The following is a 13,576-nucleotide window of genomic DNA, read 5'->3' as shown; positions in this document are numbered from 1 at the left end:
CCCTCAGGCACGCAGCCGTTCAATTGATCTGGAAGGGGTAAACCGCGCCCAGTTTAAGGATTTGCGTCAGTTCATCCAATGCCGCGCGGCATTCAAGCAGCAATTGTGGATCAGCCAGGTCACTTTCGCGCAGAGCATCGCGATAATGTTTGTTCACCCAGGCCGTCAGGGTGTCGTACAGCGCCGGCGTCATGATCACGCCGGGGTTGACCGCCGCTAGTTCAGCTTCATTGAGCGCTACACGCAACCGCAGGCACGCCGGGCCACCACCGTTCTGCATGCTTTGCTTGAGATCAAACACCTTGACCTCACGAATCGGTCCGCCAGCAGCGGTCAGCCCTTGCAGGTATTGCCAGACTCGCGGATTGGAGCGGCACTCTTCAGGCACGATCAACAACATCGAACCATCTGCACGGCTCAGCAGCTGGCTGTTGAACAGGTACGAACGCACTGCATCTTCCACCGCCACCTGATCGCGCGGCACGCTGATCGACTGGAAATTGCCGCCACGTGCTGCCAGCTTGCCATGCAGCTCGGCCAGCATTTGCTCGGTGTTGAGGAACGCATCCTGGTGATGGAACAGCAGCTCGCCATTACCCACTGCGATCACGTCGTTGTGAAACACGCCCTGGTCGATGACCGACGGGTTTTGCTGAGCGAATACCACGCCCTCTTCGCTCAGGCCGTGCAGACGCGCCACAGCCTGTGAAGCTTCAAGAGTCTGGCGTGCCGGGTATTTTTGCGGTGCCGGGTAGCGGCTGTCGAACGCACTGCGCCCGTAGACAAAAAACTCGACACCCGCTTCGCCATATTCACGGCAAAAACGCGTGTGGTTGGCGGCGCCTTCGTCGCCAAACTGAGCCACTGCAGGCAACGCAGCATGGTGCGCAAAGTGTTGCGGGTCGGCGAACATCGCGCCCAACACGCGACTGGTGGTCGGATGCTCGATGCTGCGGTGGTATTTGCAGTTGAGGTTGGCTGCGGTGAAGTGCACGCGGCCATCTGCGGTGTCGGCACTTGGGCTGACCGTCGCGGCATTGGCCACCCACATGCTCGATGCCGAGCAACTGGCTACCAGCAATGGCATGGCTTCTTTGGCGGCGCGCTCGATGACCTGAGCGTCAGTGCCGCAAAACCCCAGACTGCGCAGACCCGCGACATCCGGGCGCTCTTGCGGCGCCAGCACGCCCTGGACAAAACCCATGTCCATCAGCGCTTTCATTTTTTCCAGGCCCTGCAGCGCGGCTTCCTTGGGGTTGGAAGCCTGCTGGCTATTGCTCTGGGAGGCGACGTTGCCAAACGACAAACCGCCGTAGTTATGGGTCGGCCCCACTAAACCGTCAAAATTGACTTCAAAGGACTTCATCAGCGAGGCTCCGGAAAACGGTTGTTATAGACACGAAAAATGCACTTCTGTAGTCGCTGCCGCAGGCTGCGAAGGGTTGCGGAGCAACCCGTTTTCTTGAAACCCCACCGATCCCTTCGCACCCTGCGGCAGCGACTACAAAGCCCGCTTACATCCGCACGCCCGGGGTCAGCGCAGCAGGCAAGGCCAGCGCCGGCGCTTCCAGGGATGCCACCGGATATGCGCAATAATCCGCCGCGTAATAGGCACTGGCGCGATGATTACCCGACGCTCCGATACCACCAAACGGGGCACTGCTAGCTGCGCCCGTCAACTGCTTGTTCCAGTTCACGATCCCTGCACGGCTTTCAAGCCAGAACTGCTGATAACGTGCTTCGGAATCCGACAACAAGCCTGCCGCCAGACCAAACGCTGTGTTATTGGCCTCGGCAATGGCCGCGTCAAAGTCGGCATAGCGAATCACTTGCAGCAGTGGCCCGAACAGCTCTTCATCCGAGCGGTCGCTGACCTCTGTCACATCGATAATGCCCGGCGTCAGCAAGGCTGCATTGCTGTCAGGCTGATGCATTTCCAGCAAGGCCACGGCGCCCGAACCCAACAACACTTCCTGCGCATCCATCAAGGCACGCGCTGCGCCCAGGGAAATCACCGACCCCATAAAGGGCGCTGGCTGCTGGTCAAAAGCACCCACTTCGATACGTTGGCTGACTTCAACCAGACGCGTCAGCAGGCTGTCGCCCCAGGCGCCTTGCGGCACCAGCAAACGGCGGGCGCAGGTACAGCGTTGCCCGGCGGAGATAAACGCCGACTGAATGATGGTGTACACCGCAGCATCCAGATCCTCGACCTGATCGACCACCAGCGGGTTATTGCCGCCCATTTCCAGGGCCAGGATCTTGTCAGGGCGACCGGCAAACTGCTGATGCAGCGCATTGCCAGTACGGCTCGAACCGGTGAAGAACAACCCGTCGATACCCGTGTGCGCCGCCAGCGCGATACCGGTTTCACGGGCACCTTGCAGCAGGTTCAGCACCCCGGCTGGCAACCCGGCTTCGATCCAGCACTTGACCGTCAGCTCGGCGACTTTCGGGGTCAGCTCACTCGGTTTGAAAACCACGCTGTTACCGGCCAGCAACGCCGGAACAATGTGCCCGTTGGGCAGATGCCCCGGGAAGTTGTACGGGCCAAACACGGCGACCACGCCATGTGGCTTGTGACGCAAAACGGCGGTGGCATCACCCAGCGGGCCGCTCTTTTCACCGGTACGCTCACGGTAGCTCTGTACCGAGATCGCCACCTTGTTGATCATGCTGGTGACTTCGGTGGCCGACTCCCACAGGGGCTTGCCGGTTTCTTCACCGATGCAACGGGACAGTTCGTCCGCGTGGCTTTTAAGACTTGCGGCAAACGCTTCGAGCACGCTCAGGCGCTCTTCAAACGTGCGCCTGGCCCAGGCCGGAAATGCCTGGCGTGCGGCCTTGACGGCGGCATCTGCCTGCTCGGCATTCGCGCCATTGCCTGTCCACAGCACGTGCTGCGTCACCGGGTTCAGCGATTCAAAGGCTTCGCCCTGCCCGTCCTGCCAGATGCCTGCGATGTACAACGTGCTCATTATTTCGACTCCCGTGGGACAACTGGCTGGGCAGACAACGCAACAGCGCGCACTTGATCGCCCGCCGTCAGTTGCAAGCGTTTGGCAGTCAACGGATCGACCACCAGAGTGCCCGCAGCCAGGCGCGCAGGCGCGGCCGTGATGCGGCAATCTTCGCGTTTGCGGTTGTGCATCAGGTAAGGCGTGGCATCGTCACCCGGTGTGCCGATCGCCAGCACCAGCGCTTCGCTGTCGCGTACAGCGCGGATTTTGCTGGTTTCACATTCAACCGCCGGGCCTGCGTCGAAAATATCGACGTAGCCCTGATAGCTGAACCCTTCGCTTTTAAGCATGTTCAAGGCAGGTTCGGTGTGGGTATGGACCTTGCCGATCACCCCACGGGCATCTTCAGACAAGAAGCAGGTGTACACCGGGAATTTGGGCATCAACTCGGCAATAAAAGCCTTGTTGCCTACACCAGTCAGGTAGTCCGCCTGGCTGAATTCCATTTTGAAGAAGTGCCGGCCCAGGCTTTCCCAGAACGGCGAGCGCCCGGCTTCATCGGACATCCCGCGCATTTCAGCAATGATCTTGTTGCCGAACAGCTCCGGGAACTCGGCGATAAACAGCATCCGTGCCTTGGCCAGCATGCGGCCATTGAGACCGGTGCGGTAATCGGCGCTCAGGAACAACGAACACAGTTCCGAGTTGCCAGTCAGGTCGTTGGCCAGAAACAGGGTTGGAATTTCGCGATAAATATTCAACTCCTGGGAGGCGCTGACGGTCAGGCCCACCCGGAAGTTGTACCAGGGCTCACGCAGGCCAACGGCACCGGCAATGGCGGAAATACCCACCACCTTGCCTTCGTCGTTTTCAAGCACAAACAGGTAGTCCGCATCGCCGCGCTCGGCTTCGCCACGGAAGGTTTTTTCAGCCCAGGTCACACGATGCAGCAAGCGCTCTTCGTTGGCCGGCAAGGTGGTCAGGCCGGTTCCGGTGCTGCGTGCCAGCTCAATCAGGGCCGGTAAATCGCTGTTGCGTACAGGACGAACGATCATGCTATCTCCTCAAACAGGGCTCGCTGACGAACCCCGCGAAACTCGCTCAAACGCGTTAAACCGCCACGACTCGTACGCTGGCACCTTCGCCAACGCCCAGTGCTTCGGCCGCTTCCAGATCCAGCGTGACCGGCTTGCCCGGTGCCCAATCCAGCTCCAGCAACACCGCGCGGTAATCCTGCAACTGGGCATTGGCCACCAGGTACTGGCGACCGCCACCTTTGCTCAGCGTGCCGATCTTGACCGGCACCACACGGCTTTGGGCGATCGAGCGAATACCCGAAACCCGCGCATGCAGGGTTGGGCCGCCGTCGAAAATATCGATGTAATGATCGGTCTCGAAGCCTTCGCGCATCAGGATGTCGAAGGTAATCTGCGCCCGCGGATGAACCTGCCCCATGGCTTCCTGGGCAGTGTCTGGCAGCAGCGGCACGTAAATCGGGTAATGGGGCATCAGCTCGGCGAGGAAGGTGCGGCTTTTGAGCCCGCACAGGCGCTCGGCGGCGGCATAGTTCAAGTCGAAGAAGTTGCGGCCAATGGCGTCCCAGAACGGCGAGTCGCCATTTTCGTCGCTATAACCAACAATTTCGGTCACGACAGAATCGGCAAAGCGTTCCGGGTGGTTGGCCACAAACAGCAGGCGTCCACGGGAGTTGAGTTCCGACCAGGCCGAACCCACCAGCTGCGGGACCACATAAAAACTGGTCAACAGGCTGTTACCGGTCAGGTCATGGCACTGCGAGAGCACGTGGATCTTGTTGTGAATCTTCAGCTCGCGGGAGGCATGCACGAAGGTCTCGTTACGGAAGCTGTAAAACGGCTCCGAGTAACCGGCCGAGGCCACGATCGCCGAACACCCCACCAGCGTGGAGGTGGCGGTGTCTTCAAGGACGAAGAAGTAGCTCTCTTCACCGTTGAAACTGACTTCGGCGGCAAACGAGGTTTCGGACGCAGCGATCTTGTCGCGCAGGCGTTCGATATCGTCCGGCAATGAAGTGACACCAATCGGGCTGTCCGCAGCCAGACGCTGTACCTCGCCCAGATCAGCCATTTGCGCAGGGCGCATCACCAGCATGGTGTCACTCCTTAAATCCTTGAACTACATAGAGGGGGTGTGGAGCGGGCTTGCTCGCGATGGCATCAGCGCGGTTGTGCAGACAGACCGCGGTGCTGCCATCGCGAGCAAGCCCGCTCCCACATTAATTCGGTTCGACGCCCGGCAAGCCGGGCGTCGAGGTCACACTCAGGCTTGCGTCAGATTCTTTACGGCGCGCTCGAAGCGGTTCAGGCCCTCTTCGATATCGGCTTCTTCTACCACCAGGCTTGGCGCAAAGCGCACCACGTCGGGGCCAGCCTGCAAAATCATCAGGTTTTCTTTTTCGCAGGCGTTAAAAATGTCTTTGGCGCGGCCTTTCCAGGCATCGTTCAACACGCAGCCGATCAACAGGCCCATGCCACGCACTTCAGTGAACAGGCCGTATTGCTGGCCGATCTGCTCAAGACGGGTTTTGAACTGATCGTGTTTGGTTTTGACGCCAGCCAGCACTTCAGGGGTGTTGATCACATCAATCACCGCATTGCCCACCGCGCATGCCAGCGGGTTGCCGCCGTAGGTGGTGCCGTGAGTACCGACAACCAGATGCTTGGCCAGTGCTTCGGTGGTCAGCATGGCTGCGATCGGGAAACCGCCGCCCAGGCTCTTGGCGCTGGTCAGAATGTCCGGGGTCACGCCGTAATGCATGTAGGCAAACAGCTGGCCGGTACGGCCCATGCCGGTTTGCACTTCGTCGAACACCAGCAGCGCGTTGTGCTCGTCGCACAGCTCGCGGGCGCCTTGCAGGTAAGCCAGCTCGGCTGGCAGCACGCCGCCTTCACCTTGAATCGGCTCCAGTACCACCGCGCAGGTCTTGTCCGAAATGGCCGCTTTGAGTGCGTCAAGATCGTTGAACGGAATGTGGGTAATGCCGGTGATTTTCGGACCGAAGCCGTCGGAGTACTTCGACTGCCCGCCGACGTTCACGGTAAACAGCGTACGACCGTGGAAGCTGTTGAGTGCGGCGATGATTTCGTACTTCTCGCTGCCGAACCGATCAAAGGCCACACGACGGGCCAGCTTGAAGGCGGCTTCGTTTGCTTCGGCACCGGAGTTACAGAAGAACACACGCTCGGCAAAGGTCGAGTCCACCAGCTTTTTGGCCAGGCGCAGCGCCGGCTCGTTGGTGAAAACGTTGGATACGTGCCACAGGGTATTGGCCTGCTCGGTCAGCGCGCCGACCAGTGCCGGATGCGCATGCCCCAACACGTTAACGGCAATGCCGCCAGCGAAGTCGATCAATTCACGACCGGCCTGGTCCCACACTCGGGAACCGGCGCCGCGCACAGGAATAAAGGCTGCAGGCGCGTAGTTGGGAACCATGACCTGATCGAAATCGGCGCGTTGCACCGGGGCTTGCTCAACGGACATCGGAGTCTCCTGAAGAGGAACGCCTGCCTAAACTGGCGAGCGATGGGAGGATTGTAGGGACACACGGGGGGCACGCCTTGTCGCCAAGCGACAACTTCTTATAGCGCCCAACCATGATTTTCCAAGGCATTACGACAATGCGACATATTCCGTCACAAAGGCGCAGTTTAAACGCTGAGGCACTTTTACGGCAGCACTCTGGCGTTTTGTTTGCGCGAAAAGCGTGAGCGTTTCCAGAGCGGCTTAGGCGGACCGCTTTCGGGTGCCAAATGTGTATCGGCTGAACGCTGTTTATTGATCGGAACCCCAGTGGGTTGAGCAGGTATTTGCGCTTTTTTTCAGTCCCGGGCTGGCCGATCTTGATGGCCATTCTTCGAGGCAATTGCAAGGTGTCGACTTGGGCCAGGGCCTGGGCAACGACGCCAGGCTAATGCGCACCCTCTTGTTCCACTCTCTGAAAATGGACTCATCATGAGCAGCATTCCCGAAACCCCGCCGCCCCCCGAACAGCTGTTTCACTACAGCCCTCACTTCACCCATGTGAGCAAGGCCCTTCCGAGCTGGGCAGGGCACTTGAAAAACCCCGATTTGCAGCGCCTGAAAACAATCAAACCAACCCTGCACCGCTCCCTTGCAGCCCTCACCGCCACTCAAAACCGCACCTTCAAAAACACACTGACCGAGCGCTGGGCCGCGCACGGCGCTGTGAACCAGCAACTTGAGCACATCCTCGATGTGCGCGCCTTTGCCGAACCGTTGCTCAAGCGACTGATCAAGCAACGCCACGGCCTGGACCTGGACGTCAACCAGATCTACATCAACCTTTACATCCCTACCTACCTGCCAGTGATCGGCCTTCGGGACAGCGGTGCTACAACGTGGCGCGTGTCGCTACTGGACGCCGCCCTGCACAACTTTGAACTGCATGAAACCTTGCCCTATGCCTACGAGCCTGACTCCGGCTATATCACTCGCCCCGACGAGCTGGGTCATTACAAACTCAGGGACGATATCACCGAAAAAATGCCGGTACTGGCCTTCACCGCCCTGTGCCGCGCACTCAACCTTGGCGCCCGCTATGACGCTCATTTGAGAACCCATCTGGGGCTCAATGACCGTGCCAGGCAATTACGGCTAAAAACCACCCTGGGCGAATGCCATCAGGCCGATCTCAAGGCTGACCTGCTCCATGGGGTTCTCACCCGGCAAATGCACGCGCCCCTGTACGAGTCTTTGAATGGCTTTATGAGCGGCACGAGCGACAAGTGGCTGACCTACAGCCTCTCGGTGTGCGCATTGGCGGCAGAAGGACCGGTCATCTTCATTCCCGAGCATCAGCGCTCCATTGTGGTGTACCTCCCCCACGATCCGCTGCACCCGATAAAAGAATACTCATCCATCGGTAGCTTTGTTGAGCACCTGACCGCACGCCTGAGCGCTGACGACTACCAGCATTTCTTTCGTCGTTTCATCCCTCACGAGCATCTGGCGACGTACTTTTCAGCATTGAAAAGAACCTACTTCCACATCATCACCGACACCCCCAATGCCCCCGACCTGGAAGACCGCGACTTCGGGGTCGGACAATCCCTGATCCCGATCGACAACCCCCTGCTCGATTGTTCGATTGAGCCGATCACTGAAGACCTGTGGGAAACCCTCTACAGCAGAAAGCTGGTCAGGATATTCAGTGACGCCAAGAGCATTGCCGTCTCTACCGACGCAGAAGACCGCAAGACCCGCCAGGATCGACTGGAGCGCTGGAAGCGCATCGGCCTGGCCCTGTTCAATGCGGCAGCCTTTGTCATCGCCCCGTTTGTGCCGGTGGTCGGCGAGCTGATGCTGCTACAAATGGCCTATCAACTGCTGGATGACGTCTATGAGGGCGTGCACGACTGGGTGGAAGGCCAGACAGCCGAGGCCTTCGAGCATTTGATAGCAGTGCTGGAAAGCACAGTACAGGCAGGGCTGTTTGCCGCGGGAGGACACATCGTCAGTGACCTGCTGCCAAAATCGTCAGCCTTTGTAGAGGGCATGACACCCGTGACGGGCAGCGACGGCAACACCCGGCTATGGAATCCTGACATCAGCGTCTACAACCATGAGTTGAATGTGCCCGACAGCGTAGCCACTGACGAACTGGGCCTGCGGCACCACAACGATCAAATGCTGCTGACACTCAACAGCACCGGTCTGGCTGAACACACCCTGGTGCTTGAGAAAGCCGAAGGCGCGCAACAGTTCACCCTGCACCATCCCACTCGCCCGCACGCGTACCGGCCCAAAATCCTGCATAACGGCGAAGGGGCCTGGCTGATGGAGGGCGAGCGCCCGCAGACCTGGAAGGATGCCACCCTGATGCGGCGACTGGGGCATGCAACGGACGGACTCAGCGACACGGAGCTGCAAAACCTGCGACGTGTCAGTGCGACCTCCAATGGGGTCTTGCGCCGGGTACAAATGAACAGCGAGAAGATCCCGCCCTTGCTCAAAGACAGCCTGACGCGCTTGAAGCTGCACAAACAAAACATCAAGGATATTGAGCATGTGCGCCAGGGCCTGACCACGTCAGAGAAGAGCAACTGGCTTGAAAGCCTGCCAACCGAGTTGCAAGGCTGGCCTGAGGAAAAGGCACTAGCCATCTACTCGGATCAAACTCTGTCCGGCCAGCCCCATGTGTACGGCAACCGTGACGCCCTGCCTGAAGACACGTTGAAAATATCCCAGGGCGAGGTCAAGCAGGGACAGCTTTGGCCACTGATTGTCGACAGCCTCGACTCAAGCCAGCTCAACGCATTGCTGGGCCCCGAGACCGTCAAGGCGGATGCCGTGAAAGCACTCCACGCCAAAGTGGCCGATTACGCCTATCAGCGCCGGGAAGATATTTTCAACCACACCTACGCCAAAGAGCGACTCACACATAGCCCCCAGGCCCGCTTGATTGAAACCGCCTTTGCGCAGCTTCCCGCCCCCGCGACCCAGGCCATGCTCGATACCGCCAGCACCCTTGAAAAGAAAGACTTGCTGATGGGTCATAACCTGCCGCTACGGATCAGGAACCTGGCCACGGAGCTGCAAATCCAGACAAGGATCGCCCACGCACAGGAGGGGCTGTTTGAAGAAGACCTGGTCAGCCCCGACGCCGAGAAAGCCGCCATTAACACGCTGAGAATGCACACCGACGCCATCAGCGACCTTAAGCTCGATGTTCGTGAATCAGTCGTGGACGGGGCTTTGCGCCATGCCCATCACCCGGAGGGGGCCAGTCAGTCACGAGTCATCGTGCGGCTGGGGCCGGGCAAGTACGAAGTTTATGATGAGCATGGGGCTTTGCTCCACCCGGCCTCGGGCTTCTACAGCGCCCTTCAGAAATCACTGCCCGAGACCAGCCTTGAACACGTGAGATCACACCTCAAGCCTGGGCAAAACTTCAAGCAATGGCTCATCGAAAAATACCAGCTCAACAATCAGGTGCGAACCGCCCTGGAGTTTGGTAATGCCAATCGCTCCGTGACCCTGGAGACTGAAACGCTACTGCGCGGCATCGGCAGCAGCCATATAGATCCCAACTCCCCGTCCAGCCCCCTGAAAAACCAGGTCAGAGCGCTTTACCCGATGCGCGATGAGGCCGAAATCGGGCTGATAACCGCACGCATCAACACCGAACAGGCGTTGACCCAGCTCAATGTTCTTATGGATGAAAAAAACCTGTTGTTTCGCGAACTGGATGAGTGGGTACAGTCGCCCCGCGCCAGCTCAGCATCAGACACCAACGGCCTCGAAATTCACGAAACCCGCAAATATGTCAGTGCCAGGATCAAGGACTCATGGCACACGGCAGATAAACCACACATCAATAAGGCCGGCAGAATCGAGATACGTGCAGTGCTCGACTTTAGCCACGCCGAGCTGGGCGCTATCGAACTCGACAGCCTGAACTTGAGCAGCCCCTTGCGTCATGTCGCCGGGCTGTTTCTCGATGATTGCCAGTTGTCGTCCTCCAGTGAAGAGTTCCTGAATCACTTTCCGAACCTGCGGGTGCTTTCTCTGGCGTCCAATCAGCTGGAACGCTTTCCACCAGCCCTGACCAGGCTGCGCCGACTCAGGCAATTGACACTCCCCAACAACAAGCTGGTGATGACCCGCGAGGCACAGGATCGTCTCAATGGCCTGACGCGGCTTTTGCATCTGGACCTGAGTAACAATCCCCTTGGACAACCTCCGGCCATTGGGATAACGTCGAAAAAGAGCACGGATCCCAGGGCTTTTTTGAAGTCATTTCCAGAATGGAAGTCCAGCCAGAGGTATTTGAGACCGAAAGTGACAGGATCAACTATGAAGAAGCCTGGGAGGATCTGGCCAGCAAAGTGTGGCGACTGATCGATGCCGCCCATAACGATACCCTTATGCGCGAAAAACTCTTCACCCTTGCCAGCGCCCCCACACATTGCGCGGATGCCGGGGCACAGATTTTCAATGCGATGGGCCTTGAGGTCATGGCCTACGAATACTACGAAGCAGCAACCCCTGCCAGGGAACTGAAAAACAACCTCATCACCCTGGCACGGGGCAAGGCCCGGCTGGCGAAAATCCATGATATCGCCCGCGCTGATGTCGCTCAGCGAGTAAAGCCTGTCAGCGAGGGCGGCCTGGGCTTGAGGTTCAGCTCTGAAGTCATCGATGGTGTACCCGGCACCGTGGATGAGGTCGAAGTACACACCGGCTATCAGGCTCGCCTGAGCTCCAGCCTCGAACTGCCCTGGGTGCCCAATTACATGGTGTACCGCCTCACCGCAGGGGTGGGGAACGCAGAATTTACGCGGGCCTACAACCTGATCAAGGAGGGCGAAAAAGGTGATGGCCTGGTTAACCAGATCCTGGCAGAAGCGCCGTTCTGGGAAACATACTTGAACAAAACCTATCCGGGACCGCTTGAAGACAACGCACGGATATTCGACGAGCGCGTGGACTGGCTAAACCAGTTGCTGGAACTACAAAACGCCTGGATCAAGTCACAGGAGCAACTGCAAAATCGCGATCCGGTGTTGAGAGCTTCGCTGGTAGAAATAGCCGCAAAACTGAAGGTCACTGAAGCTGAAGTGCTGACCCAAGAGCCCCTCAGCGACAGCCTGTATAACCGGATTTACCTGCAACTCGCCGATGAGCGCCTGGAAGTAAGCCGGAATATGACCCGCATCGCCCTTGCCCAGGCCAAGCGGCTCTGACTTCAGCCACGCTCGGCAGGAGCCGAAGACAACTCGAACGGGCTGCTGCTTCGGCGCTGATTGCGGTCTTCACGGGGTGTCGCGCCAAAGAAGTTGCGATACGCACTGGAGAAATGCGGCCCCGATGAAAAGCCGCAGGACAAGCCGATCTGGATAATCGACTTGCTGGTTTGCATCAGCATTTGCCGAGCCTTGTTCAGGCGCAGTTCCAGGTAATACTGGCTAGGCACGCGGTTGAGGTATTGCTTGAAAATCCGCTCCAACTGCCGACGGGATACGCACACATGCTGGGCGATTTCGTCGGTGGTCAGGGGTTCTTCGATGTTGGCCTCCATCAGCAACACGGCCTGGGTCAGCTTGGGATGGCTGGAGCCAAGACGGTTTTGCAGCGGAATACGCTGGCGCTCGCCACCTTCGCGGATGCGCTCCACCACCAGCTCTTCGGACACCGCACCGGCCAGTTCAGCCCCGTGATCGCGAGCCAGAACAGCCAGCAACAAATCGAGCACCGACAACCCGCCACAGGCGCTCAGACGATCACGGTCCCAGTCAAACAAGTGACTGGTGGCAATCACCTTGGGGAAACGCTCGGCAAAATCGTCCTGCCAGCGCCAATGCACTGCAGCACGATAACCATCAAGCAAACCTAATTGCGCCAGCGGATACACCCCGGCCGACAGCCCGCCAATCACACACCCTGCCCGCACCAGTTGCTTGAGCGCACTGCTCAAGGCCGGAGCCAGGGTGGTCGGGGGCTCATCAGCCAACAGGAACAGCTTTTGGCAGCCTTCAAGCTTGCCGCTCCAGGGCTCGCCGGGCAATTTCCAGGCGCCCTCGGGCGCAGGTTCTGCCTGCAGGAACAACAACTCGTAGACGACTTCAGGATGCACGCGCTGAGCAACACGCAACGCTTCCTCGGCCAGCGCCAGGGTCAAGGCTTTGGTGCTGGGCCAAATGAGGAAACCAATTCGATGGGCGGTCATAGCGTGCTATCCGGAACGAAAACGGGAATAAAACATGTGCACCTGACCTAAGCCAACTGCGCTGGATGCGGAGCATGACCTATTTTGGTGCACAGAGGCAGTCTTAAAATTGCAGTTACTTCAAGCTGCCCGACAGAAACTGCTGCAACCGCTCACACTGTGGATTAACCAGCACTTCACGGGGGTTGCCGCTTTCCTCAACAATACCTTTGTGCAGGAATACCAACTGGTTCGACACTTCACGGGCAAAGCCCATTTCGTGGGTCACTACCACCATGGTCCGGCCTTCCAGAGCCAGGTCCTGCATCACCTTCAGCACATCACCCACAAGCTCCGGGTCGAGGGCCGAGGTCGGCTCATCAAACAGCATGACCTCAGGCTCCATCGCCAGTGCGCGGGCAATCGCCACACGCTGCTGCTCACCGCCGGACATATGCCCCGGGTAGGCATCCTTGCGATGGGACACACCTACCTTGTTGAGGTAGTGCTCGGCTTTTTCACGGGCTTCGGATTTGGTCATCCCCAGCACATGCACCGGCGCTTCCATGATGTTTTCCAGTGCGGTCATGTGCGACCACAGGTTGAAATGCTGAAACACCATCGACAAACGCGAGCGCATGCGCTGCAGCTGCTTGGGATCAGCGGCCTTGAGAGCGCCGTCCTTGTTGGCAATCAGCTTGAGCTCTTCGCCATTGAGCAGGATCTTGCCGGCATGGGGCTGCTCGAGCAGGTTGATGCAACGCAAAAAGGTACTTTTGCCGGAGCCACTGGAGCCGATGATGCTGATCACATCGCCTGCCTTGGCGGCCAGTGAAACGCCTTTGAGCACTTCATGACTGCCATAGCGTTTATGCAGGTCTTGGACTTCAAGTTTGTACATGCTGTCGGT

9 protein-coding genes are annotated in these 13,576 nt (G+C 58.7%); 2 read left to right on the top strand and 7 right to left on the bottom strand.

Annotation, left to right across the window (positions count from 1 at the left end; translation table 11 throughout):
* Positions 1–19 precede the first annotated feature (19 nt).
* The 5 genes from astB to AC19YQ_RS07790 form a co-directional block, all read right to left on the bottom strand.
* Positions 20–1,366, bottom strand: a complete 1,347-nt coding sequence (gene astB / locus AC19YQ_RS07810; protein ID WP_326397504.1) for an N-succinylarginine dihydrolase — start codon at positions 1,364–1,366, stop codon at positions 20–22.
* A gap of 148 nt (positions 1,367–1,514) precedes the next feature.
* Positions 1,515–2,981, bottom strand: coding sequence for a succinylglutamate-semialdehyde dehydrogenase (gene astD / locus AC19YQ_RS07805; protein WP_326399004.1), 1,467 nt, complete (start codon positions 2,979–2,981; stop codon positions 1,515–1,517).
* On the bottom strand, positions 2,978–4,015 hold the full coding sequence (gene astA / locus AC19YQ_RS07800) for an arginine N-succinyltransferase (RefSeq protein ID WP_133077314.1): 1,038 nt from the start codon (positions 4,013–4,015) through the stop codon (positions 2,978–2,980). Before astA ends, astD begins: the two co-directional genes overlap by 4 nt.
* Positions 4,016–4,070: 55 nt before the next feature.
* The gene (aruF, locus tag AC19YQ_RS07795; protein WP_133077313.1) at positions 4,071–5,090 is read right to left on the bottom strand and encodes an arginine/ornithine succinyltransferase subunit alpha; all 1,020 of its coding nucleotides are present in this window, start codon (positions 5,088–5,090) and stop codon (positions 4,071–4,073) included.
* Between the two features lie 168 nt (positions 5,091–5,258).
* Positions 5,259–6,479 carry an aspartate aminotransferase family protein gene (locus AC19YQ_RS07790; protein ID WP_326397503.1) on the bottom strand — a complete coding sequence of 407 codons (1,221 nt, stop codon included), beginning with the start codon at positions 6,477–6,479 and terminating at the stop codon, positions 5,259–5,261.
* A 471-nt stretch (positions 6,480–6,950) separates the two neighbouring features.
* Here AC19YQ_RS07790 and AC19YQ_RS07785 point away from each other — a divergent pair, with 471 nt between their 5' ends.
* Both AC19YQ_RS07785 and AC19YQ_RS07780 read left to right on the top strand, forming a co-directional pair.
* Positions 6,951–10,859, top strand: coding sequence for a dermonecrotic toxin domain-containing protein (locus tag AC19YQ_RS07785; RefSeq protein ID WP_500594869.1), 3,909 nt, complete (start codon positions 6,951–6,953; stop codon positions 10,857–10,859).
* On the top strand, positions 10,757–11,704 hold the full coding sequence (locus tag AC19YQ_RS07780) for an NEL-type E3 ubiquitin ligase domain-containing protein (RefSeq protein WP_326399002.1): 948 nt from the start codon (positions 10,757–10,759) through the stop codon (positions 11,702–11,704). Before AC19YQ_RS07785 ends, AC19YQ_RS07780 begins: the two co-directional genes overlap by 103 nt.
* Positions 11,705–11,706: 2 nt before the next feature.
* Here AC19YQ_RS07780 and argR read toward each other — a convergent pair whose 3' ends face one another.
* Positions 11,707–12,687 (bottom strand): transcriptional regulator ArgR, encoded by a 981-nt coding sequence (argR, locus tag AC19YQ_RS07775; protein WP_500594868.1) that lies wholly within the window; start codon positions 12,685–12,687, stop codon positions 11,707–11,709.
* A gap of 115 nt (positions 12,688–12,802) precedes the next feature.
* On the bottom strand, positions 12,803–13,567 hold the full coding sequence (locus AC19YQ_RS07770; protein WP_019823425.1) for an ABC transporter ATP-binding protein: 765 nt from the start codon (positions 13,565–13,567) through the stop codon (positions 12,803–12,805).
* Positions 13,568–13,576: the final 9 nt, after the last annotated feature.

This window comes from Pseudomonas sp. MF06569 (assembly GCF_059862735.1).
Note: the sequence above shows the minus strand (reverse complement) of the source record. Positions and strands in the feature narration are given on the sequence as shown.

Excerpts from the sequence above, each read along its gene's own strand:
- astB (WP_326397504.1), bottom strand. The coding sequence starts at position 1,366 with ATGAAGTCCTTTGAAGTCAATTTTGACGGTTTAGTGGGGCCGACCCAT.
- astA (WP_133077314.1), bottom strand. The coding sequence starts at position 4,015 with ATGATCGTTCGTCCTGTACGCAACAGCGATTTACCGGCCCTGATTGAG.
- aruF (WP_133077313.1), bottom strand. The coding sequence starts at position 5,090 with ATGCTGGTGATGCGCCCTGCGCAAATGGCTGATCTGGGCGAGGTACAG.
- AC19YQ_RS07790 (WP_326397503.1), bottom strand. The coding sequence starts at position 6,479 with ATGTCCGTTGAGCAAGCCCCGGTGCAACGCGCCGATTTCGATCAGGTC.
- AC19YQ_RS07785 (WP_500594869.1), top strand. The coding sequence starts at position 6,951 with ATGAGCAGCATTCCCGAAACCCCGCCGCCCCCCGAACAGCTGTTTCAC.
- argR (WP_500594868.1), bottom strand. The coding sequence starts at position 12,687 with ATGACCGCCCATCGAATTGGTTTCCTCATTTGGCCCAGCACCAAAGCC.
- AC19YQ_RS07770 (WP_019823425.1), bottom strand. The coding sequence starts at position 13,567 with ATGTACAAACTTGAAGTCCAAGACCTGCATAAACGCTATGGCAGTCAT.